The 25,922-nt window shown below is 66.7% G+C and carries 30 protein-coding genes; 15 read left to right on the top strand and 15 right to left on the bottom strand.

Annotated elements, in window-relative coordinates:
* Window positions 1-15 precede the first annotated feature (15 nt).
* Window positions 16-438 (bottom strand): ester cyclase, encoded by a 423-nt coding sequence (locus AC1ROX_RS01755; protein ID WP_493121786.1) that lies wholly within the window; start codon window positions 436-438, stop codon window positions 16-18.
* Between the two features lie 99 nt (window positions 439-537).
* On the opposite strand from AC1ROX_RS01755, the gene AC1ROX_RS01750 reads away from it, so the two are divergent.
* A complete protein-coding gene (locus AC1ROX_RS01750) occupies window positions 538-1,296 on the top strand; it encodes a helix-turn-helix transcriptional regulator (RefSeq protein ID WP_493121784.1) in 759 nt (252 codons plus the stop codon).
* Here AC1ROX_RS01750 and AC1ROX_RS01745 read toward each other — a convergent pair.
* The 6 genes from AC1ROX_RS01745 to AC1ROX_RS01720 form a co-directional block, all read right to left on the bottom strand.
* Window positions 1,293-2,072 carry a succinate dehydrogenase iron-sulfur subunit gene (locus AC1ROX_RS01745; RefSeq protein WP_493121782.1) on the bottom strand — a complete coding sequence of 260 codons (780 nt, stop codon included), beginning with the start codon at window positions 2,070-2,072 and terminating at the stop codon, window positions 1,293-1,295. The genes AC1ROX_RS01750 and AC1ROX_RS01745 overlap by 4 nt on opposite strands.
* A gap of 15 nt (window positions 2,073-2,087) precedes the next feature.
* Complete coding sequence (gene sdhA, locus AC1ROX_RS01740; RefSeq protein ID WP_493121780.1) at window positions 2,088-3,923, bottom strand: succinate dehydrogenase flavoprotein subunit; 1,836 nt, start codon at window positions 3,921-3,923, stop codon at window positions 2,088-2,090.
* Between the two features lie 3 nt (window positions 3,924-3,926).
* The gene (sdhD, locus tag AC1ROX_RS01735; RefSeq protein ID WP_493121779.1) at window positions 3,927-4,313 is read right to left on the bottom strand and encodes a succinate dehydrogenase, hydrophobic membrane anchor protein; all 387 of its coding nucleotides are present in this window, start codon (window positions 4,311-4,313) and stop codon (window positions 3,927-3,929) included.
* A gap of 10 nt (window positions 4,314-4,323) precedes the next feature.
* Window positions 4,324-4,722: a succinate dehydrogenase, cytochrome b556 subunit gene (sdhC, locus tag AC1ROX_RS01730; RefSeq protein WP_493121777.1), complete on the bottom strand. Its 399-nt coding sequence runs from the start codon at window positions 4,720-4,722 to the stop codon at window positions 4,324-4,326.
* A gap of 135 nt (window positions 4,723-4,857) precedes the next feature.
* Window positions 4,858-5,925: a MaoC family dehydratase gene (locus AC1ROX_RS01725; protein WP_493121775.1), complete on the bottom strand. Its 1,068-nt coding sequence runs from the start codon at window positions 5,923-5,925 to the stop codon at window positions 4,858-4,860.
* Window positions 5,922-6,803 (bottom strand): HpcH/HpaI aldolase/citrate lyase family protein, encoded by an 882-nt coding sequence (locus tag AC1ROX_RS01720; RefSeq protein ID WP_493121773.1) that lies wholly within the window; start codon window positions 6,801-6,803, stop codon window positions 5,922-5,924. Before AC1ROX_RS01720 ends, AC1ROX_RS01725 begins: the two co-directional genes overlap by 4 nt.
* Window positions 6,804-6,872: 69 nt before the next feature.
* Here AC1ROX_RS01720 and pdxY point away from each other — a divergent pair, with 69 nt between their 5' ends.
* Window positions 6,873-7,724 carry a pyridoxal kinase PdxY gene (gene pdxY / locus AC1ROX_RS01715; protein ID WP_493121771.1) on the top strand — a complete coding sequence of 284 codons (852 nt, stop codon included), beginning with the start codon at window positions 6,873-6,875 and terminating at the stop codon, window positions 7,722-7,724.
* Window positions 7,725-7,728: 4 nt separating this feature from the next.
* Window positions 7,729-8,424, top strand: coding sequence for a LysE family translocator (locus AC1ROX_RS01710; protein WP_493121769.1), 696 nt, complete (start codon window positions 7,729-7,731; stop codon window positions 8,422-8,424).
* A gap of 15 nt (window positions 8,425-8,439) precedes the next feature.
* Here the strand turns inward: AC1ROX_RS01710 and AC1ROX_RS01705 are convergent, their stop codons facing one another.
* The gene (locus AC1ROX_RS01705; protein WP_493121767.1) at window positions 8,440-9,021 is read right to left on the bottom strand and encodes a malonic semialdehyde reductase; all 582 of its coding nucleotides are present in this window, start codon (window positions 9,019-9,021) and stop codon (window positions 8,440-8,442) included.
* Window positions 9,022-9,181: 160 nt separating this feature from the next.
* Between AC1ROX_RS01705 and AC1ROX_RS01700 the strand changes: the two genes are divergently transcribed.
* From AC1ROX_RS01700 to AC1ROX_RS01690, 3 genes are read left to right on the top strand one after another with little or no spacing between them, the layout of a single operon-like run.
* Window positions 9,182-10,123 carry a radical SAM protein gene (locus AC1ROX_RS01700; protein ID WP_493121765.1) on the top strand — a complete coding sequence of 314 codons (942 nt, stop codon included), beginning with the start codon at window positions 9,182-9,184 and terminating at the stop codon, window positions 10,121-10,123.
* Window positions 10,120-10,797: a TIGR04283 family arsenosugar biosynthesis glycosyltransferase gene (locus AC1ROX_RS01695; protein WP_493121763.1), complete on the top strand. Its 678-nt coding sequence runs from the start codon at window positions 10,120-10,122 to the stop codon at window positions 10,795-10,797. Before AC1ROX_RS01700 ends, AC1ROX_RS01695 begins: the two co-directional genes overlap by 4 nt.
* On the top strand, window positions 10,794-11,396 hold the full coding sequence (locus tag AC1ROX_RS01690) for a TIGR04282 family arsenosugar biosynthesis glycosyltransferase (RefSeq protein ID WP_493121761.1): 603 nt from the start codon (window positions 10,794-10,796) through the stop codon (window positions 11,394-11,396). The genes AC1ROX_RS01695 and AC1ROX_RS01690 overlap by 4 nt, the downstream gene beginning before the upstream one ends.
* A 94-nt stretch (window positions 11,397-11,490) precedes the next feature.
* Here the strand turns inward: AC1ROX_RS01690 and AC1ROX_RS01685 are convergent, their stop codons facing one another.
* The 4 genes from AC1ROX_RS01685 to AC1ROX_RS01670 all read right to left on the bottom strand — a co-directional run bounded on the left by AC1ROX_RS01685 (window position 11,491) and on the right by AC1ROX_RS01670 (window position 16,534).
* Window positions 11,491-12,924 carry a tetratricopeptide repeat protein gene (locus AC1ROX_RS01685; protein ID WP_493121759.1) on the bottom strand — a complete coding sequence of 478 codons (1,434 nt, stop codon included), beginning with the start codon at window positions 12,922-12,924 and terminating at the stop codon, window positions 11,491-11,493.
* Between the two features lie 110 nt (window positions 12,925-13,034).
* Entirely contained in the window at window positions 13,035-14,048 is a 1,014-nt protein-coding gene (locus AC1ROX_RS01680; protein WP_493121758.1) for an aspartate-semialdehyde dehydrogenase, read from the bottom strand.
* A 96-nt stretch (window positions 14,049-14,144) separates the two neighbouring features.
* Window positions 14,145-15,122 (bottom strand): Bug family tripartite tricarboxylate transporter substrate binding protein, encoded by a 978-nt coding sequence (locus AC1ROX_RS01675; protein ID WP_493121756.1) that lies wholly within the window; start codon window positions 15,120-15,122, stop codon window positions 14,145-14,147.
* An 11-nt stretch (window positions 15,123-15,133) separates the two neighbouring features.
* Window positions 15,134-16,534 (bottom strand): sulfatase-like hydrolase/transferase, encoded by a 1,401-nt coding sequence (locus AC1ROX_RS01670; RefSeq protein WP_493121754.1) that lies wholly within the window; start codon window positions 16,532-16,534, stop codon window positions 15,134-15,136.
* A gap of 117 nt (window positions 16,535-16,651) precedes the next feature.
* Between AC1ROX_RS01670 and AC1ROX_RS01665 the strand changes: the two genes are divergently transcribed.
* The 5 genes from AC1ROX_RS01665 to AC1ROX_RS01645 all read left to right on the top strand — a co-directional run bounded on the left by AC1ROX_RS01665 (window position 16,652) and on the right by AC1ROX_RS01645 (window position 21,170).
* Window positions 16,652-17,863, top strand: a complete 1,212-nt coding sequence (locus tag AC1ROX_RS01665) for a CaiB/BaiF CoA transferase family protein (RefSeq protein ID WP_493121753.1) — start codon at window positions 16,652-16,654, stop codon at window positions 17,861-17,863.
* The gene (locus tag AC1ROX_RS01660; protein ID WP_493121751.1) at window positions 17,860-19,074 is read left to right on the top strand and encodes a CaiB/BaiF CoA transferase family protein; all 1,215 of its coding nucleotides are present in this window, start codon (window positions 17,860-17,862) and stop codon (window positions 19,072-19,074) included. The genes AC1ROX_RS01665 and AC1ROX_RS01660 overlap by 4 nt, the downstream gene beginning before the upstream one ends.
* Window positions 19,075-19,083: 9 nt before the next feature.
* The gene (locus AC1ROX_RS01655; protein ID WP_493121749.1) at window positions 19,084-19,419 is read left to right on the top strand and encodes an Mpo1-like protein; all 336 of its coding nucleotides are present in this window, start codon (window positions 19,084-19,086) and stop codon (window positions 19,417-19,419) included.
* 82 nt (window positions 19,420-19,501) lie between these two features.
* Window positions 19,502-20,431: a thioredoxin gene (gene trxA / locus AC1ROX_RS01650; RefSeq protein WP_493121747.1), complete on the top strand. Its 930-nt coding sequence runs from the start codon at window positions 19,502-19,504 to the stop codon at window positions 20,429-20,431.
* A 10-nt stretch (window positions 20,432-20,441) separates the two neighbouring features.
* Window positions 20,442-21,170: an LON peptidase substrate-binding domain-containing protein gene (locus tag AC1ROX_RS01645; protein ID WP_493121746.1), complete on the top strand. Its 729-nt coding sequence runs from the start codon at window positions 20,442-20,444 to the stop codon at window positions 21,168-21,170.
* Window positions 21,171-21,180: 10 nt separating this feature from the next.
* On the opposite strand, the gene AC1ROX_RS01640 is transcribed toward AC1ROX_RS01645, so the two are convergent.
* Genes AC1ROX_RS01640 through AC1ROX_RS01630 form a run of 3 tightly spaced genes read right to left on the bottom strand, consistent with a single transcriptional unit; the run spans window position 21,181 to window position 23,341 of the window.
* Window positions 21,181-22,095, bottom strand: a complete 915-nt coding sequence (locus AC1ROX_RS01640) for an aminotransferase class IV (protein WP_493121744.1) — start codon at window positions 22,093-22,095, stop codon at window positions 21,181-21,183.
* A 45-nt stretch (window positions 22,096-22,140) separates the two neighbouring features.
* A complete protein-coding gene (gene dmeF / locus AC1ROX_RS01635; protein ID WP_493121742.1) occupies window positions 22,141-23,055 on the bottom strand; it encodes a CDF family Co(II)/Ni(II) efflux transporter DmeF in 915 nt (304 codons plus the stop codon).
* 10 nt (window positions 23,056-23,065) lie between these two features.
* Window positions 23,066-23,341 (bottom strand): metal/formaldehyde-sensitive transcriptional repressor, encoded by a 276-nt coding sequence (locus AC1ROX_RS01630; protein WP_493121741.1) that lies wholly within the window; start codon window positions 23,339-23,341, stop codon window positions 23,066-23,068.
* 103 nt (window positions 23,342-23,444) lie between these two features.
* Here AC1ROX_RS01630 and AC1ROX_RS01625 point away from each other — a divergent pair, with 103 nt between their 5' ends.
* The 4 genes from AC1ROX_RS01625 (at window position 23,445) to AC1ROX_RS01610 (ending at window position 25,814) form a co-directional block, all read left to right on the top strand.
* The gene (locus AC1ROX_RS01625) at window positions 23,445-23,732 is read left to right on the top strand and encodes a putative quinol monooxygenase (protein WP_493121739.1); all 288 of its coding nucleotides are present in this window, start codon (window positions 23,445-23,447) and stop codon (window positions 23,730-23,732) included.
* Between the two features lie 195 nt (window positions 23,733-23,927).
* Window positions 23,928-24,146 carry a Trm112 family protein gene (locus AC1ROX_RS01620; RefSeq protein WP_493121738.1) on the top strand — a complete coding sequence of 73 codons (219 nt, stop codon included), beginning with the start codon at window positions 23,928-23,930 and terminating at the stop codon, window positions 24,144-24,146.
* Entirely contained in the window at window positions 24,143-24,553 is a 411-nt protein-coding gene (locus AC1ROX_RS01615) for a gamma-butyrobetaine hydroxylase family protein (protein ID WP_493121736.1), read from the top strand. The genes AC1ROX_RS01620 and AC1ROX_RS01615 overlap by 4 nt, the downstream gene beginning before the upstream one ends.
* A 10-nt stretch (window positions 24,554-24,563) precedes the next feature.
* Complete coding sequence (locus AC1ROX_RS01610) at window positions 24,564-25,814, top strand: flavin-dependent oxidoreductase (RefSeq protein ID WP_493121734.1); 1,251 nt, start codon at window positions 24,564-24,566, stop codon at window positions 25,812-25,814.
* Window positions 25,815-25,922: the final 108 nt, after the last annotated feature.

Genomic DNA, 25,922 nt, shown 5'->3' with positions numbered 1-25,922 from the left:
GCCCTCGATCCGACGCTATTTGCCGAGCGGCAGGCTGGTCCAGTGCTCCAGCCCGGCGGCGTCTGACCAGGCCGAATCGAGAGGGAGAAAGGCGATCCACGTTTCGGCCAGCTTGCCTCCCTCGACACGATAGGACTGCAGGCCCGCACGCGAGCGTTTCTCGCCGGTGCCGGCGTCACTCCACACGATACTGAACCGGTACCAGGCCCGATCTTCCGTCAATTCGTGGTCGTAGACGACGATGCGTGTGTTCGGTCTGGCCTGATGAGCTGCCTGAAGCTCCGCCGCGTACTCGGCCGGCGTAACCGTCCGAGTCCCGGATTCGTCGTGTCGAATGTAGGACGGCGCGACACACGCTGGAACCAGGTCGTACCGACCTTCGTGCCAGACACGCTCCCAGCGGTCGAACAGATCGCGTGTCGCAAGGTCAGCGGGCATCGGTCGACTCCTGTCGTCATTCAGTCTCTCGGGCGAACTGTACGATCATCCTCCTGCCAGCGTGGTGTCAGGAGATCGTCAGGAGGCTACGATGCGAGAATGCGCCGCGCCGACCGTCTTTTCGAGATCATCCAGATCCTGCGCCGGAAGAAGACGACACGCGCCGCCGATCTGGCCGCCCGGCTGGAAGTTTCCGAACGCACGATCTATCGCGACATCAGCGACATGGTTTCCCGAGGCGTGCCGATCGACGGCGAGGCGGGCGTCGGATACGTCCTGCGGCCGGGCTTCGATCTGCCGCCCCTCATGTTCAACGAGAACGAGATCGAGGCCCTGCTGCTGGGCATGCGAATCGTCCAGTCATGGGCCGACCCGGAACTGGCTGCCTCGGCCGAGAGTGCCATGGACAAGGTCGCCGCTGTCTCCCCCGAGGCACTGCGCCGTCAACTCGAACTCGTACGCTTGTGGGCGCCAGCCGATCACGCGCGCGAAACCATCACGATCGACCAGACGGCTCTGCGCCATGCGATTCGCGACCAACGCAAGATCGAATTCACCTACCAAGATCTCGATGGACGTTCATCCAAGCGCGTGGTGCGGCCCTTGATCATGGCGTTCTACGGACCGGTCTGGCTCCTTGCCGCGTGGTGCGAGCTGCGCAAAGGGTTCCGGGTTTTCCGGCTCGACCGGATGTCCAACTTCTCGACGCAGAAAACGACATTTGCAGCCGAACCCGGAAAGACGGCTCGCGATTTCCTGGCACAGGACGACAAAAAAAGTGGACGCCCCGGCGGGCCGGGGCGTCCACTTCGTTACAGAGCAGGACGGCGCGCGGACGCGCCCTCGATGCGACGTTAGATCGTGCGTTCGACCATCAGCTTCTTGATCTCGGCGATCGCCTTGGCCGGGTTCAGGTGCTTGGGGCAGGTCTTGGTGCAGTTCATGATCGTGTGGCAGCGATAGAGCCGGAACGGGTCCTCGAGATTGTCGAGGCGCTCGCCCTTGGCTTCGTCGCGGCTGTCGGCGATCCAGCGATAGGCCTGCAGCAGGATGGCGGGCCCGAGGTAGCGCTCGCCGTTCCACCAGTAGCTCGGGCACGAGGTCGAGCAGCAGAAGCACAGGATGCACTCCCACAGGCCGTCGAGCTTGGCGCGCTCCTCCGGCGACTGCAGGCGCTCGCGCGTCGGCGGCTGGGTGGAGGACTTCAGCCACGGCTCGATCGAGGTGAGCTGGGCGTAGGGCACGTTGAGGTCGGGCACCAGGTCGCGCACCACCGGCATGTGCGGCAGCGGGTAGATCTTGATGTCGCCCTTCACCTCGTCGATGAACTTGGTGCAGGCCAGCGTATTGGTGCCGTCGATGTTCATCGCGCACGAGCCGCACACGCCCTCGCGGCAGGAGCGCCGGAAGGTCAGCGAGCTGTCCATCTCGTTCTTGATCTTGATCAGCGCGTCGAGAACCATCGGCCCGCAGGTGTCCATGTCGACTTCATAGGTGTCGACCGACGGATTCTTCCCGTCTTCCGGCGTCCAGCGATAGACCTTGAACTTCTTGATGTTCTTGGCGCCCGAGGGAGCCTTGTAGGTCTCGCCAACGCCGACCTTGGAATTGGCGGGAAGAGTGAACTCGGCCATGTCGTCCTCTCGAACTCAGTACACGCGGGCCTTGGGAGGGAACGACTGGACGTCGTTGCTCATCGGCTGCAGGTTGACCGGGCGGTAGTCGATCCTGGTCTTGCCGGTCAGCTCGTCGACCCAGACGACCGTGTGCTTCAGCCATTCCTTGTCGTCGCGGTTCGGGAAATCCTCCTGCGCATGCGCGCCGCGGCTTTCCTTGCGGTTCGCGGCCGAGCGGATCGTGCCCTGCGCCTGGAGGATCAGGTTCTCGAACTCCAGCGTCTCCATGAGATCGGAGTTCCAGATCATCGAGCGGTCCTTGACCTTGATGTCGCCCTTGCCGGCGAACACCTTGTCCATGTTCACGCAACCCTCCTCGAGGGTCTTGGTGGTGCGGAACACCGCGCAGTCGTTCTGCATGGTCTTCTGCATCATGGCGCGGAGCTGCGCCGTCGGCGTACCGCCATTGGCATGGCGGGCCTTGTCGAGGCGGGCGATCGCCTCCTCGCCGGCGCGCGGCATGTCCTTGTGCGGCTGGCCCGGCGTCATCTGCTCGGCGACGCGGTTGGCGGCGGAGCGGCCGAACACGACCAGCTCGAGCAGCGAGTTGGAGCCTAGGCGATTGGCGCCGTGGACGCCGATCGAGGCGGCCTCGCCCAGCGCCATCAGGCCGGGGACGACGGTGTTGGGATCGCCGTCCTTCACCGTCATGACTTCGCAGTGATAGTTCGCCGGGATGCCGCCCATATTGTAGTGGCAGGTCGGCAGGATCGGGATCGGCTGGCGGGTGACGTCGACGCCGGCGAAGATGCGCGCGGTCTCGGCGATGCCCGGCAGGCGCTCGTGGATGATCTTCGGGTCGAGATGCTCGACGTGCAGCTCGATGTAATCCTTGTTCGGGCCGCAGCCGCGGCCTTCGCGGATCTCGACGGTCATCGAGCGGCTGACGACGTCGCGCGAGGCGAGGTCCTTGGCCGACGGGGCATAGCGCTCCATGAAGCGCTCGCCGCTGGAATTGGTGACGTAGCCGCCCTCGCCGCGCACGCCCTCGGTGATGAGGCAGCCCGCGCCGTAGACGCCGGTCGGATGGAACTGCACGAACTCGAGGTCCTGCAGCGGCAGGCCGGCGCGCAACGCCATGGCGCCGCCGTCACCGGTGCAGGTGTGGGCCGAGGTCGCCGTCTGGTAGACGCGGCCGTAACCGCCGGTCGCCAGCACCACCTTGTGGGCGCGGAAGCGATGGATCGTGCCGTCGTCGAGGTTCCAGGCCATGACGCCACGGCAGACGCCTTCGTCCATGATCAGGTCGAGCGCGAAATACTCGATGAAGAACTCGGCGTGGTTCCGCAGCGACTGCTGGTAGAGCGTATGCAGGATCGCGTGGCCGGTCCGGTCGGCGGCGGCGCAGGTACGCTGGGCGATGCCCTTGCCGTATTCCGTCGTCATGCCGCCGAACGGGCGCTGGTAGATCTTGCCCTCGGGCGTGCGGCTGAACGGCACGCCGTAATGCTCCAGCTCGATGATCGCGCCGATGCCGTCGCGGCACATATATTCGATCGCGTCCTGGTCGCCGAGCCAGTCGGAGCCCTTGACCGTGTCGTACATGTGCCAGCGCCAGTCGTCCGGGCCCATGTTGCCCAGCGCCGCCGAGATGCCGCCCTGCGCCGCCACGGTATGGCTGCGGGTCGGGAACACCTTGGTGATGCAGGCCGTCTTGAAGCCCTTGTTGGCCATGCCGAAGGTCGCCCGCAGGCCGGCACCGCCGGCGCCGACGATGACCACGTCATATTCGTGATCGACCACCTTGTAGGCGGTGTTGCCGATGTTGACCGTCCCTGCGACGGGCTTGCCGCTGCTCGCCTCGGCCATGACTTAGCCTCCGAATCCGATACGCATGCTGGCCACGATCGCAGCCAGTCCGAAGAACACGGCGATGAACTTCACCGCCACGATCAGCGCCAGCTTGACGCCGTCATTGTGCACATAGTCCTCGATCACCACCTGGATGCCGAGCTGGGCGTGATGCAGGCCGATGACGATCGTCAGGATCAGCAGCACCATCACGACCGGCGAGCTGAGCCAGGAGCGCGCCATGCCGTAATCGGCGCCGCTCAGCGTCACCAGCGAGATCGCGAACCAGACGACCAGCGGGATCAGGGCGACCGCCGTCAGGCGCTGCACCCAGAAATGATGCACGCCGCTCTTGGCCGAGCCGAGGCCGCGGGCGCGGTTCAGGGGACTTCTGAGGTCGCTGTTCATGGGTCGCTCCTCAGATCAGCCGCAGGCCGACGATCCACGAGATCGCCGTCGCCACGAGGGAAGCCGCCACCACGATCCAGCCGCTGCGGTAGGCGTCCTTGATCTCGAAGCCGTAGCCCGCATCCCAGAAGAGATGCCGGATGCCGTTGAACAGGTGGAAGAACATGCAGAACAGCCAGCCGCCGAGCACGAAGCGGCCGACGATCGACGTGTTGAACGCCTGGAACTTCGCGTAGGTGTCGTAGCTGCCCGAGGCGCAGACGACCCAGGTCGCGAGATAGAGCACGCCGACCGACAGGGCGATGCCCGTCGCGCGATGCAATATCGAAAGGATGGAGGTGAGCTGCGGGCGATAGACCTGCAGATGCGGAGAAAGCGGCCGATGCACCGGCCGGTTGGCGACGCTCATCCGTGAAGACCTCAATTGCCGATAGCGGCTGGCGCTGTTTGTAGCGCGCAACTGCTTCAAGTCAACGAATGTCGGCGTTGCACGCGTGTTAAGCCCCGGATTTGCAAGCGAAAATCCGCCTGCCGAGCGCCATTTCTAGGCAATGCGCCTCGGCATGAGCAGCCAGTAGTCGAGATCGAGCACGACGGCGGGGTGGTACTTTCCGTCCGCTCCCTTGCCCGGCCAGGAGCCGCACGGGCAATCCTTTGCCGCAATGCTTCTCATTCGCAACGCACCGACATCCGAACGGCCCGGCAGCGGTGCCGCCTCCAGCACTTCGGACCAGGCATAGATCGTGTCGCTGCCGAAGGTCGGCGCGACATGGCTGCCGGCGTTGAAGGCGGCGACCCGGAAGCCGTTGGCCAGCCCGTTGAACGACAGCGCCCGCATCAGCGAGATCACATGGCCGCCATAGGCGAGGCGGCGGCCGAAGCGCGTGTCCTTGCCGGCAAAGGCGTCGAAGTGAACCCTCGCGGTGTTCTGGTAGAGCCGCGTCGAGAACATATGGTCGGAGTCCTCGAGCGTGATGCCGCTCACATGGTCGATGCGCTCGCCCGGCGCATAGTCCTCCCAGCGATAGGACGAGCCGGCTGCGCCATCGTCGTAGCCGGCGAGCGACAGGCCCTCGGGCACGATGAGATCCTCCGGCTTCACCGACGGTGCGGTCTTCGGCACGACCGGCCCCGCCACGGCAGCGTTGGGATCGCGCTTGTGCACCATCACCCAGCGCACATAGTCGAGCACCGTCTCCCCGCTCTGGTTGACGCCGGTCGAGCGCACCCAGACGACGCCGCTCGCCTTGTTGGAATTCTCGCGCAGCCCCAGCACCGTCGAATGGGCCGACAGCGTGTCGCCGGGATACACCGGCACGCCCCAGCGGAACTCGGCATAGCCGAGATTGGCGACGGCATTCAGCGAGATGTCGGGCACCGTCTTGCCGATGACGACATGGAAGACCAGCAGGTCGTCGAGCGGCGCGCGCGGCAGGCCGATCGCCTGCGCGAACACGTCGGACGAGTTGATCGCGAAGCGCGAGCCGTAGAGCGCGATGTTCAGCGCCGCATCGGCCTCGGTGAGCGTCCGCGGCGTGGCGTGGCGGAATTCCTGCCCGACGCGGAAATCCTCGAAGAAGTTGCCGTTGCTGGTCTTGCTCTTGTCGCTCATGTCGCGGCCTGCAGTTCCTTGATCGCCGTGGCCAGCGCCAGGCCGCGCTCGGCCTGCTCGACATGCAGGTTCTCGATCATGCGGCCATCGACCGTGACGACGCCCTTGCCTTCGGCCTGTGCGGCCTTGAAGGCAGCCACGATCTTCGCCGCCATCTCCAGCTCCGAGGCCGACGGGGCAAAGATTTCGTTGCACGGCTCGACCTGGCTGGGATGGATCAGCGTCTTGCCGTCGAAGCCCATCTCCAGCCCCTGCTGGCAGACGGCGCGGAAGCCTTCCTCGTCCTTGATGTCGTTGTAGACGCCGTCGAGGATGGTGAGGCCGTGGGCACGGGCGGCGAGCATGCCGAGCCCCAGTGCCGTCACCATCGGCAGGCGCATCGGCGTGTGGCGCGCGCGCATGTCCTTCACCAGATCGTTGGTGCCGATGATGAACAAAGTGAGCCGCGGATGCGATCCCGCCACTTCCTCGGCGCGCAGGATGCCCTTGGGCGTTTCCATCATGGCCCACACCGCCATCGACGAGGGCGCACCGGCCGCGTCGAGCAGGTTGACGACGCTCGCCACCTCGGCCGCGCTCTCGACCTTCGGCACCACCACCGCATCGGCGCCCGACCTGGCGATCGCGGTGATGTCGGCCGCGCCCCACGGCGTGGCGAGCCCGTTGCAGCGGATCGCGATCTCGCGCTTGCCGTAGCCCTTGCTCTGCGCCGCGGCGACGACATTGGCACGCGCCGCCTCCTTGGCATCGGGCGCCACGGCGTCTTCGAGATCGAAGATCAGCGCATCGGCCGGCAGGGTGCGTGCTTTTTCGAGGGCACGCGTGTTGGCACCCGGCATGTAGAGAACGCTGCGGCGCGGACGGACGGACATCGACATCTCAGAGCCTCCCCGGAAAACGCGGCGGACTATAATGCCGGTCCTCCTTGTGGCAAGGTGGCGCCGGCCATGCGCTTCCTGTCCCTCCAGAGCCATGTCGCCTACGGCTATGTCGGCAATCGTGCGGCGACCTTTCCGCTGCAACGATTGGGCCACGAAGTCTGGGCGGTGAACACGGTCGAGTTTTCGAACCACACGGGCTATGGCGCCTGGCGCGGTCGCGCGGCCTCGGCCGAACAGGTTGGCGAGATCGTGCAGGGCATCGAATCGCTGGGCCAGCTCTCGCGTTGCGATGGCTTGCTGACCGGCTATGTCGGCGACGCCGCCCTGGCCGATGTCGTCCTCGACACCGCACGCCGTGTGCGGTTGGCCAACCCGCGCGCCATCTGGTGCTGCGATCCGGTGCTGGGCGACATCGACACCGGCATCTACGTCAGACCGGGCATCGATGCCTTCTTCCGCGACCGCGCGATTCCCGCAGCCGACCTGGTGACGCCCAACCATTTCGAGCTCGAACACCTGACCGGCCGCACGGTCGCAACCATGGACGAGGCGCTGGCGGCCGCGCGCACGTTGCTTAACGGACCACGGCTCGCGCTGATCACCAGCCTGCGCCGCGCCGATGCGCCGCCCGATACGATCGAGATGGTCGCCGTGTCACGCGAGGCAGCCTGGCGCGTTGCAACACCCATGATCGGCTTTCCCATCGCCCCGAACGGCACCGGCGACGCCGTCGCCGCCCTCTTTACGGCGCACTGGATCGCCGGCGACGATGTCGCCGACGCGCTCGGCAAGGCCGCCTCGTCGATCTTCGCGGTCCTCGAAGCCACCGAGGCGATGGGCGAGCGCGAGCTGCAGCTCGTGGCGGCTCAGGACCGGCTGGTCGCGCCACCGCGCCTCTTCAGGGCCGAGAGACTGTAGCCCGATGTCCGTGCCGGGGTTCGTCTTCAATCCCATCACGCTCGCCATCGAGGGCGCGGCGATCGGCTTTCTCATCGCCGTGCCGGTCGGGCCGGCGGCCGTGCTCTGCATGCGGCGCGCGATCACCGTCGGCGCCATGGCGGGTTACATGACCGGCATCGGCGCCGCGCTGGGCGACGCGGTGTTCGGCGCCGTCGCCGCCTTCGGCCTGTCGTTCGTGCAGCAGTTCGTGATCGAGCGCGAGGCCTGGCTGCTGGGCATCGGCGGCCTCGTCCTGGTGATCATGGGCTGGTCGACGATGCGCCACCGGCCGCGCAATGTCGGCGATCCCGTTGCCGACGACCGCGAACACCAGTTCTCGACGCATTTCCACTATGCCAGTTCGAGCTTCTTCATCACGGTGTTCAATCCGCTCACCGTGATGGCCTTCGGCGCGGCCTTCGCCGGCCGCAACCTGGCCGGCGTCGGCGCCAGCCTGCCCGATGCCGCGCTGCTGGTCGCCGCCGTGTTCTGCGGCGCGCTCGCCTGGTGGACCATCATCTGCGCCGCGTCGATGTCGTTGCGCGCGCGCTTCACCGGCACCGGCCTGCTGTGGCTGAACCGCGGCTCCGGTGCCGTCATCCTGGGCTTCGGGCTGGTTGCCCTGATCTCGCTGCTGCCGCTGCCCTGGAAGAAAATCGGCGCCTTCGTCGGGCTTTAGCTCAGGCGATCTAGCTCAGACGATCTTGCAGACCTCGTCGAATTCGAAACGCGGGCTGCGGTTGAACAGCTTCGCGTGATCGCCGTAGCCGATGTTGCACAGGAAGTTCGTCTTGAACTTGCCGTCGGGGAAGAAGGCCGCGTCGACCTTGGCATTGTCGAAGCCGCTCATGGCGCCGCAGTCGAGGCCCAGCGCGCGCGCCGCGATGATCAGGTAGGCGCCCTGCAGGGTGCCGTTGCGGAACGCGGTCGGCTCGGCCGCCGGCTTGCCCTTGAACCAGTGGATGGCCGTCTGGTCGTGCGGGAACATCCGCGGCAGGTGCTCGAAGAATTCCGGATCGTAGGCCAGGATCGCCGTCACCGGCGCGGTCATCGTCTTCTCGGTGTTGCCCGCGCTCAGCGCCGGCCGGAGCTTCTCCTTGCCCTCCTTGGTGCGCACGAAGATGATTCGCGCCGGCTGGCAATTGGCCGAGGTCGGTCCCCACTTCATGAGATCGTAGATCTCGTGAAGTTTTTCGTCGGTCACCGGCTTGTCCAGCCAGCCATTGTGCGTGCGGGCCTCGCGGAAGATGGTGGCAAGCGCCTTGTCGTCGAGCATTCAATTCCCCTTGAAAGTTGGTGGACCGTAACGAAGCTTCATCGAACGGTCGAGACGCACACATGTGATCGAGTTACCGGCTGGAACCCGGCATCCGTTGCCGGTTCCGTAGCACGAATTATGCTAGCCTCCGCCACCCATGCCTGCGCAGGATTCATAGATGCTGCCCGTTCTGCTCGATCCCGCGAAATTCAAGGATGCCTGGATCACCGCCAAGGGCGAAACGCGCGCGCATGTCGGGCTGAAGGCGCTCGAGACGCTGTGGTTCAATACCGGCACCCTGTGCAATCTCACCTGCCGCAACTGCTACATCGAATCCTCGCCGCGCAACGACCGGCTCGTCTATCTCACCGCCGCCGAGGTCGCAGCCTATCTCGACGAGATCGAGCGCGACGGCCACGAGACCAAGCTGATCGGCTTCACCGGCGGTGAGCCGTTCATGAATCCCGACCTGCCGGCGATGCTGGACGACGTGCTGTCGCGCGGCCTGAAGGCCATGGTGCTGACCAACGCCATGAAGCCGATGCACAAGATGAAGCCGGCGCTGCTCGACCTGCTGGCGCGCCACGGCGGCGGCAACCTCGCGATCCGCGTCTCGGTCGACCACTACGAAAAGACGCTGCACGAGGAAGAGCGCGGCGCGCGAAGCTGGAAGCCCACGATCGACGGGCTGGTCTGGCTGGCCCAGGCGGGCTTCGAGGTGCATGTGGCCGGTCGTCACTTCTCCAACGAGACCGACGACGAGGTCCGGGCCGGCTATGCGCGATTGTTCGCTCAACTGGGCGTGCCGATCGATGCGCGCGATCCGGCGACCCTGATCCTGTTTCCCGAGATGGATCCGACCGTCGATGTGCCCGAGATCACGACGTCCTGCTGGGGCATCCTGAAGAAGTCGCCGGACAGCGTGATGTGCGCCTCGGCCCGCATGGTGGTGAAGCGCAAGGGCGCGCCGCGGCCCGCGGTCGTCGCCTGCACCCTGTTGCCCTACGATCCGCAGTTCGAACTGGGCGAGACCCTCGCGGAAAGTGTCGGCGAGGTGCGTCTCAACCATCCGCATTGCGCCAAGTTCTGCGTCCTGGGCGGGGCCGCCTGCAGCGCGTGACGACGGCAATCGACATCGTCATTCCGACGTTGAATGCAGGCCCGACACTCGCCCGCACCCTGGCGGCGCTTCCCAGCCATCCCGATTTCGCTGTCTCGACCACGATCTGTGACGGCGGCTCGTGCGACGACACGGTCGCGATCGCATGGCACGCCGGCGCGGCCGTCGTGACGGCGCCAGCGGGCCGTGGTGGCCAGCTCGCAACGGGAGCGGCAGCCGGGAGCGCTCCCTGGATTCTGTTCCTGCACGCCGATACGAGGCTCAGCTTCGGAGCGGGCAACATGATCGCGCGCTTCGTCACGTCGGCCGTCGACAAGGCCGGCTATTTCCGCCTGCGCCTCGATGCCGACGAGTCCGGCGCCCGAAGGGTCGAGCGGCTCGCGGCCTGGCGCGCCCGCACCTTCGGCCTTCCCTATGGCGATCAGGGCCTGCTGATCTCCCGCGCGCATTACGAACGCCTTGGTGGCTTCCGGCCGCTGCCATTGATGGAAGACGTCGACCTCGTGCGCCGTATCGGCCGGGGCAATCTGGCTCTCCTCGACGCCGAGGCACGCACCTCGGCAGCGCGCTATCAAAGGGACGGCTGGCTGCTGCGGCCCTTGCGCAACCTGACCTGCCTCGCGCTCTATTTCGCCGGCGTCCCGCCGCAAACCCTGCGACGCCTCTACGGATGATGAAGCGCCATCTCGTCATCTTCGCCCGCGCGCCGCAGGCTGGCCGCGTGAAGCGCCGTCTCGGGATGGAGATCGGCGCGATGGAAGCCTTTCGTTTCTATCGCCGGATTCTCGACGAACAGATAAGGCGCATGGTGCGCGATCCGCGCTGGACGGTCTGGCTGTTCGTGACGCCCGACACCGCACGCCGCCATCCCGCCTGGCATCTCGCGCCCGTCTCGCGACGAAAGCCGCAGCGACACGGCGATCTCGGCCGCCGCATGAAGCTCCCCTTCGAGACCTTGCCGCCAGGACCGGTGGTCCTTGTCGGCAGCGACATTCCGGCGATGCGCGCTCATCACATCGCGCGCGCCTTCGCGCTGCTGGGCCAACACGATCTCGTCTTCGGCCCGGCGCGCGATGGCGGCTTCTGGCTGTTCGGTGCCCGGCGCTCGCGCCCGCTGCCGCGTTCCCTCTTCGCCGATGTGTGCTGGTCGACACCGACGGCACTCGCCGACACGCTGGCCGGTATCCCGCACCACGTCACGACGGCATTGGCCGACACGCTCGACGATGTCGACGACGCCGCTTCCCTGCAGCGGCTAAGTTTGACGCGATAGACTATCAATGGAGCGCGCAACTCCAGTTGCGCTCAAGCCTCGGCGATCGGCAAAGATATGAGCGCAACTGGAGTTGCGCGCTCCGTTGAGGCGCTTAGACCGGAGTCGCCTTCTTCACCACGTCGAGTTCGCGCTGAACGGCGGCGAAGACGTCGGTCCAGTTGCCGGGAACGGCCTGCTGGAAAATCCGCGCCGACGGATACCAAGGTGCGTCGGTGCCGCCGAGCTGCCAGCGCCAGTCGGCGGTCGAGGGCAGCAGGACCCAGGTCTTCACGCCCATCGCCGCGGCGAGGTGCGCCACCGGGGCGTCGATCGAGATGAGCAGGTCGAGCTGCGAGAGCGCGGTCGCGGCCTCGGCGAAATCGAAGATGCCGCGGCCGACATCGTGCACCAGCCCGCCGGCGCCGAAGATCTGGATGTCCTTCTGATGGACACCGCCCTGCAGGCTGAAGAACAGCAGCTCGGGATCGCCCGAGAGCGCGAGGAAATGGGAAAAGGACACCGACCGCTGGCGATCCTGTGCCTGGCCCGGCATCGCGGCCCAATAGATGCCGATGCGCAGTTTCGCCTGCTCCAGCCGGCCGAGCTTGATGCGGCTCTCCTCCGGCGCACGGAGATAAGGCGGCTCGAGCGAAAGGGCCGCAAAGTCGGCACGACAGAGATGCGGCAGCGACACCAGGGAGGCATGGACGTCGAACGCAGGCACCGGCTCGCCCTCGGCCACGACCTCGTCGATGTAATCGACCGCGCGCAGCAGGTCCTTCAGCAGCGCCTGGCAGAGCACGATCACGGTGGCGCCGCGCCGCTTCAGCTCGCGGGCGAAGCGCACGAACAGCAGCCCGTCGCTCAGCCCCTGTTCGGGATAGAGCAGGATGCGCTTTCCCTGCAGCGGTCCGCCATCCCAGGGGGCTTGCGCGAAGTCGGGCGTCGGCGTCTCGGGCAGGCGCTTGCGGATCTCGTAGGACTCGAAGCCGGCTTCGAGCTCGCCGCGCATCAGCAGCGCGATCGCGAACTCGACGCGGGCGCGCCGGTTGTCGGGATGGATGGTCAGCGCCCGGCCGAAGCAGCCGATGGCTTCGTCGAGGCGGCCGAGATCGCGCAGGCAGAGCGCCAGATTGAAGAAGCCCTCGGCATAGTCGCGGCTGAGCGCGATCGACCGGTAGTGATGCTTCACCGCCTCATCGAGGCGATTCACGGCGCGCAGCGCATTGCCGAGATTGGAATGGAGTGCCGGATTCTCCGGATCGGCCGCCAGCGACAGGCGATGATGCGACACCGAGGCTTCGAGCTTGCCGGCGAGGCGCAGCGCGACGCCGAGATTGTTGTGCAGCTCGGCATGATCGGGGCGAACGGCGAGCAGCCGCAGATAGGAGGTGATCGCCTCGTCGAGGCGGCCGGCACGATGGGCCTGCGACGCCAGGCGCAGCTGCTGCACGAAGCTGTCGGCCATGCCGCCGAACAACGGCGTGGGCGCATTGGCCGCCGCGGATTCCGGCTTCGTCGGATGGATGTGGGGCGTGTCGTTCACGCTTGCAGTTTACCTCAGCGGGCCCTTACAAGCATCCGCCCTCAAACGAAAATGGCGCGGACCAGAAGGCCCACGCCATTCGATTCGTCGCGCACCCGAAGGTGACGCCGCTAGATGTAGCCCTTGATCAGCTCCTCGGCGATCTGGATCGCGTTCAGCGCCGCGCCCTTGCGGAGATTGTCGCTGACGACCCACATCGCCAGGCCGTTGTCGACCGTGGGATCGGAGCGGATGCGGCTCACGAACACGCCGTCCTGGCCGGTGACTTCCTTGGGCGTCACGTAGCCGCCGGGCTCGCGCTGGTCGACCACCAGCACGCCGGGGGCCGCCGCGAGGATGCGCCGCGCCTCGTCATCGTCGAGCGGCCGCTCGAGTTCGAGATTGATCGATTCGGCATGGCCGACGAAGGTCGGCACGCGCACGCAGGTCGCGTGGACCTTGATCTTGGGGTCGAGGATCTTTTTGGTCTCGACCACCATCTTCCATTCTTCCTTGGTCGAGCCGTCATCCATGAAGACGTCGATCTGGGGAATGACGTTGAAGGCGATGTTCTTGGTGAACTTCACCGGGTCGAGCGTCTGGTTGACGAAGAAGCTCTTGGTCTGGCTGACCAGCTCGTCCATCGCTTCCTTGCCGGCGCCCGACGTCGACTGATAGGTCGACACGACGACGCGCTTGATGCCGGCCGCCTCGTGGATCGGCTTCAGCGCCACGACCATCTGGATGGTCGAGCAGTTCGGGTTGGCGATGATGCCGCGGCCCTTGTAGCCGGCGATCGCCTGCGGATTGACCTCGGGCACGACCAACGGCACGTCCGGGTCCATGCGCCAGTAGGAGGTGTTGTCGATCACGACCGCGCCGGCCTTGGCGGCGCGCGGGCTGTGCTCGGCCGACACCTTGGCGCCGGGCGAGCTCAGGACGATGTCGATGCCCTTGAAGTCGAACTTGGCGAGGTCCTGGACCTTCAGGACCGATTTGTCGCCGAAAGAGGTCTGCAGGCCGACCGAGCGGGCCGACGCAAGTGCCACGACATCATCGGCCGGGAAGTTCCTCTCGGCCAGGATCTGCAACATTTCGCGACCGACATTCCCGGTCGCGCCGACGACGGCAACTCTGTAGCCCATGACTATATGCGCCTAGCGTGCGCGCACCCCTGTTTGAAGGACAGGGGGAGATACGCGCAAGGTCCCGCTTTGGCAAGGATAGGGCCGGAAGCCCTGCTACTCCGCCGTCGCGCCCGATGCCTTGATGATCGGCACCCAGAGCGCCAGCTCGTCCCGCACCAGTCTGTCGACGGCGGCGGGCGGTTCGGGCGGCATCAGGTCGATGCCCTGGCCCGCCATCTTCTCGCGCACCGACGGCAGCCGCGCGATGCGGATGAACTCCGCGTTCAGCTTCTCGACGACCGGCGCCGGCGCGCCCTTCGGCACGGCGAAGCCCATCCAGGTGTTGAACACGTAGCCCTTCATGCCCTGCTCGACCATGGTCGGGACCTCGGGCAGCAGGTCGGAGCGCTGTTCGCTGGTGATGGCGATCGCCTTCAGCTTGCCGCCCTTGATCTGACCGATGACGGTCGGCGTGTTGTAGAAGCCCATCGCGACCTCGCCATTGGCGACGCCCATGATGCCGGCAGGCGTCGTGCGATAGGGCACGTGCTGCATCTTCACGCCCACGTCGCGCTCGAACAGCAGGGCCGACATGTGATGGCTGGTGCCGGTGCCGCCGGACGAATAGGTCAGCTCGCCGGGCTTCGCCTTGGCCTGCGCGATCACGTCGGCCACGGTCTTCGCCGGATTGTCGGGATGCACGACCAGGATGTTGGAGACCGAGCCGGCGACCGCCACCGAGTCGAAGTCCTTCACCGGATCGTAGCCGGGCTTCGGATAGAGCCCGATGTTGAACACCACGGTGCCCTGCGAGACCAGGATCATCGTGTAGCCGTCGGGCGCCGCGCGCGCCGCCTCGGCGGTGGCGATGGTGCCGCCGGCGCCCGTCTTGTTGTCGACCACGATGTTCTGGCCGAGTGCCTTGCCGAGCTCGTCGGCATAGATCCGCGCGATGATGTCGGCGGTGGCGCCGGGCGCCAGCGGCACGATCATGCGGATCGGCTTGGCCGGCCAGGCTTGCGCCATGGTCCTCGTCGAGAGGGCAGTGGCGGCCAATGCGCCCGCCAGAAGGGTTCTCTTCGTCAGGACCATGGCACCATCTCCTAGAGGCCGACGGATCTCGCGACCAAGGAAGCGAGCTGCTTGCGCAAGCGCGCGACCAACCCCTTCTCCGATCGCTTGCCGATCAGGTTTTTCATTTCGTAGGGATCGCTCTTGAGGTCGTAGAGTTCGTCGCACGCGACGCCGTCGAGCGATTTCTGCGTCCAGTGGATGTACTTGTGACGCCTGGTACGGATCGCCTTGTAGCTCATGCCCACCAGCCACGGCATGGCGTTCTCGCTGAAGTATTCGCACATGAAAGAGGTGCGCCAACCCTTGGGTTTTGCCCCTTTCGCCAGCGGCTTGAGCGATGCCCCCTGCATCGTCTTGAAGTCCGCGGCCTTGCCGCCGGCGAGATCGACCAACGTAGGCGCGATGTCGAGCGCGAGGACCAGCTCGTCGTTCACGGTGCCCGGCTTGAACCAGGCGGGGTAGCGGATCAGGAACGGCGACTTGATGCCTTCCTCGTAGGCGAAGCGCCGCTCCGGGCCGAGCCCGTGCTCGCCGAAGAAGTAGCCGTTGTCGCCCAGGAACAGGATGAAGGTGTTGTCGAGTTCGCCGTTCTCCTCGAGCACCTTGAAGATGTCGCCCATGCCCTCGTCGACCGAGGCCATCATGGCGGCGCGCAGGCGGATCTCCTCGTCGGTGCCGGCCAGGATGCCGTCCAGCACCTTGCGCGAGGCCTCGTTGACCCGCAGCGCATGGGCTTCGGTCCAGGCCGGCTTGTCCTTCACCACATCGGCCGCCGGAAGCGCATTGGGCCGGCGCGGGAAGTGTTCGCCTTTGTAGAGGTCGGCATGGCGCGGCGCGGGCCGGTAGCCGCCGTCGGTGAAGTCGATCGTGCCGTCGGCCGCCTGGAAGGCGTCGGGATGCACGGCCTTGTGGGCGAAGAAAAGTGCGAAGGGCTTGTCGCGCTTCTGTTTCAGGAAATCGACCGCGTGCCCGTTCAGGAGATCGGTGATGTAGCCTTCGTACTTCTTCTCGTCGCCGTCGATGTTCAGCACCGGATCGATGATCGAGCCGTGGCCGGGGAAGCTCACCCACTTGTCGTAGCCCGGCCGCGGACCGCCGGAATTGCCCATGTGCCACTTGCCGATATGGGCGGTCTCGTAGCCCAGCCGTTGCAGGATGACATGGTAGTTCGGCAGGCGGTGGCTGTGGGAATCGCGCGCGACATTGTCGATGATGCCGTGCCGGCTCGCATACTGGCCGGTCAGGATCGAGGCGCGGTTGGGCGAGCAGAGCGGCGTCGTATGGAACGCCGAGGTGAACATCGCGCCTTCATGGCCGATGCGGTCGATATGCGGCGTCTTCATGTAGGGATGGCCGCAGATCCCCAGCTCGTCGAACCGCAGGTCGTCGATCAGGACGACCAGGAAATTGGGCTTACGCTTCTTTGCCACGTTGAGGTCCCCACACTGGAATTCCGCCAAGCACACCGCGTGCCGAAACGAGGCTAGCGAGCGGTGTTGACGGAGACCAGAGCCCCGCGCCCATATCGGCCGCGAAAGGGAAATTCCATGACCGAGACTGCCCTGCCACTGGCGGGATTGCGCGTATTGGACATCAGCTCATTCATCGCCGCACCGGCCGCGGCCGTCGTGCTGGGCGACTGGGGCGCCGACGTGATCAAGGTCGAAGGACCGGACGGCGATCCCAACCGCCGGATCATGCACGATTCGTCGAACTATCCGAAAAGCGAGGTCAACTACCCGTGGCAGATGGATTCGCGGAACAAGCGCTCCATCGTGCTCGACCTCAAGCAGGCCGACGCCCGCGCGGCCCTCGACCGGCTGATCGCGGTCTCCGACATCCTGATCTGCAACTTCCCGCCGCCGGTGCGCGACAAGCTCAAGCTCGCCTACGAGGACGTGAAGAAGGTCAATCCGAAGCTAATCTACGCCTCGCTGACAGGCTACGGCGAGACCGGTCCCGATCGCGACCGGCCGGGCTTCGACGCCACCGCCTACTTCGCCCGCTCAGGGTTGCTCGACGCGCAGCGCTATGACGGCGGGCCGCCGGGCGTGCCCGGACCGGCGCAGGGCGACCGCGCCACGGCAATGGCGCTGGTGTCCGCGATCCTGATGGGCCTCATGAATCGCACCAGGACCGGCGAGGGCTCCTGGGTCGGCACGTCGCTGCTGGGCAACGGATTGTGGTCGTGCGGCGTGATCGCCCAGGCAGCGCTGGTCGGCGCCTTCCTGCCGCACCGGCCGCCGCCCGACCGGCCGCGCTCGGCGCTGGGCAACATCTACCGCACCGCCGACGACCGCTGGCTGCAGCTCACCATCGTGCGCGCCGACAAATTGTGGGCACCGCTTTGCCGGGCGATGGGGCTGGAAGCCCTGATCGACGATCCGCGCTTCGCCACCGAACCCGAGCGTCGATCCCGCGCCGGCGAACTCGCCGGCATCCTGAGCGACACCTTCGCCACCAAGCCCTACGAACACTGGCGCGAGGCGCTGGCGACGCACAGCGTCACCTTCGGCGTCATCAGCCGCCCGCAGGACGTGCCGGACGATGAGCAGGCGGTGGCCTGCGGCGCCGTGGTCGAGACGGCGATCCCCGACATGCCGCGCACCCTGGCCGATCCAATTCGCCTCAGCTTCGCCAGCCAGCGCATAGCGCATGCCGCGCCGGCACTGGGCGAGCATGGCGAGGAGGTGCTGCGCGAGGCCGGCGTCAGCGCGCAAGAGATCACGGCCCTCAAGGCCAGCGGTGCGCTGCGATGAGCCCGGACGAACCGCTGCCGCTCGCCGGCCTTACCGTCCTCGACATCAGCTCCTTCATTGCCGCGCCCGCCGCCGCGGCGGCGCTGGGCGACTATGGCGCCGACGTGATCAAGATCGAGCCGCCGGTCGACGGCGACCCGCACCGCAACAGCTTTCGCAACGCCAGCTACCCGCAAAGCGACCGGAACTTCCCGTGGCAGCTCGACGGACGTCACAAGCGCTCGCTGGCGCTCGACCTCAAGACCGACGGCGCGCGCACCATCCTCGAGCGGCTGGTGAAGCGGGCCGACGTGATGATCGTGAACTTCCCGCCGCCGGCCCGCGAGCGGCTGAAACTGCGCTGGGAGGACATCGAGCCGATCAACCCGCGCCTCGTCTACTGCTCGCTCACGGGCTACGGCGAGACCGGTCCCGACCGCGACCGGCCGGGCTTCGACATCACCGCCTATTTCGGCCGCTCCGGCATCCTCGATGCGGCGCGTTACGATGGCGGCCCGCCGGGCGTCTCGCTGCCGGCGCAGGGCGACCGCGCCACCGCCATGACCCTGGTGGCCGCGATCCTGATGGGCCTACGTCGCCGCGACCAGACGGGCAAGGGCGGCTGGGTCGGCACCTCGCTCTATGCCAACGGCGTCTGGGCCAACGGCACCACGGCGGCCGGCGCGCTGGTCGGTGCGCAACTGCCGGTGCGCCCGCCGCCCGACAGACCGCGCAATGCGCTGACCAATCTCTACCGCACCCAGGACGATCGCTGGCTGCAGCTCCTGATGGTCCGCGACGACCGGCTGTGGGCCACCTTCTGCGGCATCATCGAGCGGCCCGACCTGATGGCCGATCCGCGCTTCACCGGCCGGCCGGAACGGCGCGCGCATGCGCAGGAGCTGCACGACATCCTGGAGCCGGTCTTCGCCGGCCGCACCTACGCCAACTGGGAAAAAACCCTGTCCGGCACTGGCATTCCCTTCGGCGTGATCGGCCGGCTGGCCGACGTGATCGACGACGAGCAGGCCGAGCATGCCGGCATCTTCGCCGACACGACCAACCCGGCGATCCCGCGGACCGTGAACACGCCGATCCGCCTCGGCTTCGCGGCGCCGCGCACCGCCGGCCCGCCACCCGAAGTCGGCCAGCACAATGACGAGGTGCTGCGCGAAACCGGGTTCAGCGAGGCCGAGATCGAGGCCCTCAAAAAGTCCGGCGCTTTGGGGTAGGCTTTCCGGATGGCCTCCCGCTTCCGGACCTACGCCGAGTTCTGGCCCTTCTACCTGCGCGAGCACGCGAAGCCGTCGACGCGCGCCGTCCACTATGTCGGCACCATCGCGTCGGCCGCCTTCCTGGTCTGGGCGCTCGCCACCCAGAACTGGTGGTGGCTGCTCGCCGTCCCGGTCTTCGGCTACGGACCGGCCTGGTTCGGCCACTTCTTCATCGAGAAGAACAAGCCCGCCACCTTCGAGGCGCCCGTCTGGTCGCTGATCAGCGACTACAGGATGTGCGGCCTCTTCCTCACCGGCCGGCTCGGTGACGAACTGATGAAGCATCAGGTCCGCGCACCCTAAAAATGGGAGAAATCCCGGGGTTGCTTCCACGGGGGGGCGACGCCACATTGCAGTCGAACCACCCCATTCCGGTTGAGGATTTATGGAAACGATGCTGCAGGGCGCCGCGCCGCAGGCTGCCCCCGCCGACCTGATCAAGGACAGCGACCAGACGAAGTTCGCCAAGGACGTGCTCGAAGCCTCGCGCACGGTGCCTGTCATCGTCGATTTCTGGGCGCCGTGGTGCGGGCCGTGCAAGACGCTCCAGCCGATGATCGAGAAGGTCGTCAAGGAGGCCAAGGGCGCGGTCAAGCTGGTCAAGATCGACATCGACAAGAACCAGATGCTGGCCCAGCAGCTGCGCATCCAGTCGATCCCGGCGGTCTATGCCTTCTTCGGCGGCCGCCCGGTCGACGGCTTCATGGGCGCCGTCCCCGAGAGCCAGCTGAAGGAATTCGTCGACCGCCTGATCCAGGCCTCCGGCGGTGCCGGCGATCCGGCCGCCGCGGAACTCGCCGAGCTGCTGGAGCAGGCCAAGGCCGCCATGGCGCAGAACGACATGGACACCGCCGCGCAGCTCTACAGCGAGATCCTGGGCGTCGAGCCGACCAACGTCGTGGCCCTCGCGGGCCTCGCGCGCTACCAAGTCTCGCTCGGCGACGTTGAGCAAGCCAAGGAGCTGATCGAGCAGATTCCGGCGAAGGAACGCAACGGCGCCGATGTCGTGGCAGCCCAAGCCGCGATCGACCTTGCCGAGAAGGCCAAGGATGCCGGCCCCGTCGCCGACCTCAAGGCCAAGGCCGAAGCCGATCCGAAGGATTTCCAGGCCCGTCTCGACCTCACGATGGCCTATTGGGCCAACAACCAGAAGCAGGAAGCGGTCGACGAGCTGCTCGCCATGATCAAGGCGGACCGCAACTGGAACGAGGCCGCCGCCCGCCAGCAACTGCTGAAGTTCTTCGAGGCGCTGGGTTTCACCGATCCGATCTCTGTCGACGGCCGCAAGCGCCTGTCGACGATCCTGTTCTCATGAGCGCCCTCTCATGAATGAGCGTGCGCCCTCGTCGCAGAGTCCCGGGCGCAATCCGTTCGAGCCCAGCTTCGAGCAGCTCCCCGAGACGCTGCCGATCTTCCCGCTGTCGGGCGTGCTGCTGCTGCCCGGCGGCAAGCTGCCGCTCAACATCTTCGAGCCGCGCTACCTCGCCATGATCTCCGACGCGCTGGCCGGGTCGCGCATGATCGGCATGGTGCAGCCGGTTCAGCCGGGCGGTTTCGCCGGCGACGGGATGCCGACGGGGGACGGCCCTCCCAAGGTGCATCGGGTCGGCTGCGCCGGCCGCATCACCAACTTCAACGAGACCGAGGACGGTCGGCTGATGCTGGTGCTGAGCGGCGTCTGCCGCTTCGACATCGTACGCGAACTCGACCTGGCGCAGGGCGGTTACCGTCGCGTCTCGTCTGTCTTCTCGCCCTATCGCGCCGATCTCGACCATGCCGACGACGTCGTCGAACTCGACCGCGACCGGCTGATGGCGGCGCTGGCCGCCTTCTTTCGCGGCCGCCAGCTCTCGACCGACTGGGATGCGGTGAACAAGGCGGCCGACGCCAACCTGGTCACCTCGCTGTCGATGGTGCTGCCGTTCGGTCCTGCCGAGAAGCAGGCGCTGCTGGAAGCCGCCGACAGCACGGCGCGCGCCAAGCTGCTGATCGCCTTCCTGGAAATGAACGCCTTCGGCGATCCCTCGGACACGCCGCCGGGCCGCAAGAACTGATCGTCAGGCCTCAATCGGCGTAGGGCACGGGCGTGGACAGCGCCGCCTCCTCGTGTCGTGCCCAATAGAGTTCCTCGATCCGCCGCGTCAGCGGGCCGGGCCGGCCGTCACCGACGGGACGGCCTTCGTAGTTCGCGACCGGCATGATGCCGCCGGCCGTGCTGCTGATGAAGATCTCCTCCGCCTCGGCCACCTCGCGCGCCTGCACGGACCGGACCTCGCAGCGCAGTTGGAGCGTCTCGGCGATCTCGATCACCGTGCGGCGCGTGATCCCCTCGAACAGGCCGCGCGCCGGCGTGGCGAGCGCGCCGTTGCGGACGACGAAGACGTTGAAGCCCGGACCTTCCGTCACCGTGCCGTCGGCGGCCGGCATCAGCGCGATGGTCGCATCGCGGTCATAGGCCTCGAAGATCCCCATCGTCAGGTCGAGCCAGTGGAAGTTCTTGATCCGCTGGTCGAGCGATTCCGGCGGGATGCGCTGGGTATGCGACAGGATCATGCGCAGGCCATCCTGCCGCTTGGCTTCGTCGGCAATCCAGACGAAAGGCTGCGCGAAGGCGTACAGGCGGTTGCGGCACAGGCGCGGGTCGCGCGTGCCCGCGGGCGGCAACCCGCGGGTGCAAGTCACCTGGACATAGGCATCGCGCAGGCCCGATCGGCTGGCACACTCGATCATGATGTCGGCGATCTGCTGCCCCGTCAGCGGCAGCGACATCCGGAGACCCGCCATCGACGCCTGGAAGCGCTCGACATGGTCCATCAGCCGGAAGAAGCGACCCTTCCAGACATGCGCCACATCGTAGGTCGCATCGGAGCGGACGAAACCGCGGTCGAGAATGGGGACCGCGGCTTCCGACAGCTTCATCCAGCGCCCGTCCATGTACGCCACGCCCTTGATGGCGGCGGTTTCGCTGTCACTGTCCATTGCCAGATCCCCGATCGATTTCGACTCTTCGGACCCGACCATGACTCATCGGGTTTCGATCGTCACATGCACAAGCTCGTGCACCGGTACGAGGCGCCTGCGGATCGTCTCGCCGTCGACGGTGCCCGCGACGCTGATGATCGCGGCGTGGGCGCCGGGACCGATCCGCCAGATGTGGAGATCGGTGATGCGCGCATCGCCCGGCCCCTCGACCTGCTCGCGAACTTCCGCCTCGAGATGCGGATCGCTGGTGTCGAGCAGCACGGCCGATGTATCGCGCAGCAGTTGCCACGCCCAGACGGCGATCACGACCCCGCCGACGATGCCCATCACGGGATCGAGCCAGACCCAGCCGAGGGAGCGGCCCGCCACCAGCGCGGCGATCGCCAGGACGGAGGTCAGCGCATCGGCCAGCACGTGGGCGAACGCCGAGCGCAGGTTGTTGTCGTGGTGGGCGTGATCGTGCCCGTGGTCATGATCATGGTGGTGTCCCTGACCGTGCCCGCCCGACAGCAGGAACACGCTCGCCACGTTGACGGCCAGGCCGAGGATGGCGACGAGCGTCGCCTCGCCGAACGCCACCGGTGACGGATCGAACAGGCGCCCGACCGATTCGACGGCGATGCCCAGCGCGACCAGCGCCAGGACCAGCGCCGAGGCGAAGCCCGACAGATCGCCGACCTTGCCCGTGCCGAAGGTGAAGCGGCGGTTGCCGGCATGCCGGCGGGCGAAGGCATAGGCGCCCGCGGCCACGGCAAGCGCGCCGGCATGGGTCGCCATGTGGAAGCCGTCGGCCAGCAGGGCCATCGAATTGAAGACGATGCCGGCGGCGATCTCGCCCACCATCATCAGGGCGGTCAGCACCACGACCCACAGCGTGCGCCGGGCATTTTGATCGTGTCGCTCGCCGAGGAACACGTGGTCGTGGGAGAGCGCCTCGATATCCCGCACTGTGGTCATGGTGCCAACCTCACTTCGCATAACGGCGGACGACGGCGATCAGCTCCTCGGCGCCGGCCGCGCGCGCTGCGGCGTCGAGCCCGGGCCGCGCGACATGCTCGCGCACATGGTCCTCGATCAGCTCGCCCATCAGGCCGTTCAGCGCACCGCGCGCGCCCGCGACCTGCTGCAGGACCGCGGAGCAATCCGCCTCCTCTTCGATCGCCTTCTCGATCGCCGCCATTTGCCCGGCGATCCGGCGAACCCTCGCGACCAGCTGCGCCTTCTTCTTCTGGAGATGTGCCATAGTATACTCCCCTATACCAAACCGGCCGCCCTGGAAACCCCGCCAGCCCCTGTTGCGGAGCGCGCCGCCAGAGACCACCCTGACCCAGAACAGGAGGTCTTGGATGATTGATATGATCCTCACGCTGCAGGTGAAGACCGGCATGGAGGCAAGAGCCGAGGACCTCTTGCGTGAACTCGAGCAGGAAACGGCTGAGAACGATCCAGGTTGTCTGCGATACCAGTGGTACAAGGCCGAGCAGCCGAACCTGTACTACCTGCTCCAGCGATGGACCGATCAGAAAGCGGTGGAGGCGCACACCCAGGCCGCCCACATGGCAAGACTCCTGCCGCTGCTTGCCGAGTGCGCCGCGGAGAAGGCAACGACGACCAGGCTGACGAGGCTGGTATAGGCGTGATCAAACGAAACAAACGCAATAAACGAAACAAACGAATCGAAAAGGGCGACTCCCGTGTTGCGGTAACTTGGTAACGCACCGGTGCTGCTCGCCGATACCTCTCAAAAGCCTGTTTCAACAGCCTGCTAGGGGCGTCATCCGGCGCCGTGCTATAGGAACGGCACAAGAATCAGGGAAAAATACCGCACGATGAGCCCTCCATCGGACGAACCCGCAGCCCCCCGGCGCGCCGGCGTGGACCCCAAGCTGCTCGAGATCCTCGTCTGCCCGGCGACGCACGGGCCGCTGGAGTACGATTCCGCGGCCGGCGAGCTGATCAGCCGCAAGGCCGGCCTCGCCTATCCGATCCGCGACGGCATCCCCATCATGCTGGTGAGCGAGGCGCGGCAGATCCGCGACGTGCCATGACCGCCGATTTTCCCAAGGCCGTGCCCGACGGCGGCAGCTACGAATCGACCACCGCGCCGTGGCCGACCGAACTGCGCGTCTTCAAGGAGGAAGGCCGGCTCGAGATCGATTTTTCCGACGGCTATGCCTGCGCGCTCTCCGCAGAGTACCTGCGGGTCGAGAGTCCTTCGGCCGAGGTGCAGGGCCACGGGCCGAACCAGAAGAAGATCGTCGCCGGCCGACGCCACGTGAAGATCGCGTCGGTCGAGGCCGTCGGCCATTACGCGATCCGCATCGTGTTCGACGACCGCCACGACAGCGGCATCTACAGCTGGGCCTACCTGCGCGAACTCGCCGAGACGCGGGTCGAGCGCTGGGCCACCTACGAGGCCGCCCTCGCGCAGCGCGGCCTGAACCGCGACACCTGACGAGCCGCCCATGAAGATCATCATTGCCGGCGCCGGAATCGGCGGGCTGACCGCGGCGATGTGCCTGCATCGCGCGGGTTTCGAGGTCCACGTCTACGAGGCCGTGTCGGAGATGCGGCCGCTGGGCGTCGGCATCAACATCCAGGCCGGCGCGGTGCGCATCCTCTGCGGACTCGGGCTCGAACCCGCGCTCGCCGCCACCGCCATCGAGACGCGCGAGCTGCGCTATGCCAACCGCCATGGCCAGACGATCTGGGCTGATCCGCGCGGCCGCCATGCCGGCCTGCCCTGGCCGCAATTCTCGATCCATCGCGGCGAGTTGCAGATGATCCTGTTCCGCGCCGCGCAGGAGATGCTGGGCGCGAACCGGATTCGCTTCGGCCGGCGCATCGCCCGCTTCGCGCAGCATCACGACAAGGTCTCCGCACACTTCGTCGATCGCGACGGCATGCCGGCCGAAAACGCCGAGGCCGACCTGTTGATCGGCGCCGACGGCATCCATTCGGCGGTGCGCGCGCATTACTATCCGGACGAGGGCCCGCCCAAGTGGCAGGGCATCCTGATGTGGCGCGGCGTCACCGTCGGCAAGCCCTATCTCGGCGGCAACACGATGGTGCAGGCCGGCCATCACAACCAGAAATTCGTCTGCTACCCGATCAGCCGCGCCCATGCCGAGCGCGGCGAGGCGCTGATCAACTGGATCTGCGACCTGCACATGGGCGACGGCGCATTGCCCTCGCGCGAGGACTGGAACAAGCCCGGCCGTCTCGAGGACTTCCTGCCGCGCTTCGCCGACTGGAACTTCGGCTGGCTCGACGTGCCGGAGGTCATCCGCAACGCGCACACGATCCTGGAATTCCCCATGGTCGACCGCGATCCGCTGCCGCGCTGGAGCCATGGCCGCATCACGCTGCTGGGTGACGCGGCGCATCCCATGTATCCGATCGGTTCGAACGGCGCCTCGCAGGCGATCCTCGATGGCGAGGCGATCACGCAGGAGCTGCTCGTGGGCGACGATCCCGAGAAGGCCTTGCGGCGCTACGAGGAGCGGCGCCTGCCGCCGACCGCGCGCATCGTCGAGAGCAACCGGCGCAAGGGCATCGACGTGATGCTCGACATCGTCGAGCAGCGCGCGCCGCAGGGATTCACCGACCTCGAAAGCGTGCTGCCGGCGGACGAGCTGGAGAGGATCGTCGGCGACTACAAGAAGCTGGTCACGCAAGACCGCGAGACGCTGCTGAAGCTGGCGGGCGCTTCGTGACGCGCGCAAAAGAAAACCGGCCCCTCTCGGGACCGGCCGTGGCAGCGGTTTAAACCGACCATCACATCGCCGGCCGCTACCGAGGGAAAATATGCCTGAGAGCGATGA

Source organism: Reyranella sp. GW821-FHT14A01 (assembly GCF_058803965.1).
This window is presented reverse-complemented; position numbering and strand designations above follow the sequence as displayed.

Excerpts from the sequence above, each read along its gene's own strand:
- trxA (WP_493121747.1), top strand. The coding sequence starts at position 19,502 with ATGGAAACGATGCTGCAGGGCGCCGCGCCGCAGGCTGCCCCCGCCGAC.
- AC1ROX_RS01755 (WP_493121786.1), bottom strand. The coding sequence starts at position 438 with ATGCCCGCTGACCTTGCGACACGCGATCTGTTCGACCGCTGGGAGCGT.
- AC1ROX_RS01655 (WP_493121749.1), top strand. The coding sequence starts at position 19,084 with ATGGCCTCCCGCTTCCGGACCTACGCCGAGTTCTGGCCCTTCTACCTG.
- AC1ROX_RS01680 (WP_493121758.1), bottom strand. The coding sequence starts at position 14,048 with ATGGGCTACAGAGTTGCCGTCGTCGGCGCGACCGGGAATGTCGGTCGC.
- AC1ROX_RS01615 (WP_493121736.1), top strand. The coding sequence starts at position 24,143 with ATGACCGCCGATTTTCCCAAGGCCGTGCCCGACGGCGGCAGCTACGAA.
- AC1ROX_RS01705 (WP_493121767.1), bottom strand. The coding sequence starts at position 9,021 with ATGCTCGACGACAAGGCGCTTGCCACCATCTTCCGCGAGGCCCGCACG.
- AC1ROX_RS01610 (WP_493121734.1), top strand. The coding sequence starts at position 24,564 with ATGAAGATCATCATTGCCGGCGCCGGAATCGGCGGGCTGACCGCGGCG.
- AC1ROX_RS01665 (WP_493121753.1), top strand. The coding sequence starts at position 16,652 with ATGACCGAGACTGCCCTGCCACTGGCGGGATTGCGCGTATTGGACATC.
- AC1ROX_RS01645 (WP_493121746.1), top strand. The coding sequence starts at position 20,442 with ATGAATGAGCGTGCGCCCTCGTCGCAGAGTCCCGGGCGCAATCCGTTC.
- AC1ROX_RS01625 (WP_493121739.1), top strand. The coding sequence starts at position 23,445 with ATGATTGATATGATCCTCACGCTGCAGGTGAAGACCGGCATGGAGGCA.
- AC1ROX_RS01720 (WP_493121773.1), bottom strand. The coding sequence starts at position 6,803 with ATGTCGATGTCCGTCCGTCCGCGCCGCAGCGTTCTCTACATGCCGGGT.
- AC1ROX_RS01640 (WP_493121744.1), bottom strand. The coding sequence starts at position 22,095 with ATGGACAGTGACAGCGAAACCGCCGCCATCAAGGGCGTGGCGTACATG.
- pdxY (WP_493121771.1), top strand. The coding sequence starts at position 6,873 with ATGCGCTTCCTGTCCCTCCAGAGCCATGTCGCCTACGGCTATGTCGGC.
- dmeF (WP_493121742.1), bottom strand. The coding sequence starts at position 23,055 with ATGACCACAGTGCGGGATATCGAGGCGCTCTCCCACGACCACGTGTTC.
- sdhA (WP_493121780.1), bottom strand. The coding sequence starts at position 3,923 with ATGGCCGAGGCGAGCAGCGGCAAGCCCGTCGCAGGGACGGTCAACATC.
- sdhC (WP_493121777.1), bottom strand. The coding sequence starts at position 4,722 with ATGAGCGTCGCCAACCGGCCGGTGCATCGGCCGCTTTCTCCGCATCTG.
- AC1ROX_RS01745 (WP_493121782.1), bottom strand. The coding sequence starts at position 2,072 with ATGGCCGAGTTCACTCTTCCCGCCAATTCCAAGGTCGGCGTTGGCGAG.
- AC1ROX_RS01620 (WP_493121738.1), top strand. The coding sequence starts at position 23,928 with ATGAGCCCTCCATCGGACGAACCCGCAGCCCCCCGGCGCGCCGGCGTG.
- AC1ROX_RS01660 (WP_493121751.1), top strand. The coding sequence starts at position 17,860 with ATGAGCCCGGACGAACCGCTGCCGCTCGCCGGCCTTACCGTCCTCGAC.
- AC1ROX_RS01750 (WP_493121784.1), top strand. The coding sequence starts at position 538 with ATGCGCCGCGCCGACCGTCTTTTCGAGATCATCCAGATCCTGCGCCGG.
- AC1ROX_RS01710 (WP_493121769.1), top strand. The coding sequence starts at position 7,729 with ATGTCCGTGCCGGGGTTCGTCTTCAATCCCATCACGCTCGCCATCGAG.
- sdhD (WP_493121779.1), bottom strand. The coding sequence starts at position 4,313 with ATGAACAGCGACCTCAGAAGTCCCCTGAACCGCGCCCGCGGCCTCGGC.
- AC1ROX_RS01690 (WP_493121761.1), top strand. The coding sequence starts at position 10,794 with ATGATGAAGCGCCATCTCGTCATCTTCGCCCGCGCGCCGCAGGCTGGC.
- AC1ROX_RS01700 (WP_493121765.1), top strand. The coding sequence starts at position 9,182 with ATGCTGCCCGTTCTGCTCGATCCCGCGAAATTCAAGGATGCCTGGATC.
- AC1ROX_RS01725 (WP_493121775.1), bottom strand. The coding sequence starts at position 5,925 with ATGAGCGACAAGAGCAAGACCAGCAACGGCAACTTCTTCGAGGATTTC.
- AC1ROX_RS01675 (WP_493121756.1), bottom strand. The coding sequence starts at position 15,122 with ATGGTCCTGACGAAGAGAACCCTTCTGGCGGGCGCATTGGCCGCCACT.
- AC1ROX_RS01630 (WP_493121741.1), bottom strand. The coding sequence starts at position 23,341 with ATGGCACATCTCCAGAAGAAGAAGGCGCAGCTGGTCGCGAGGGTTCGC.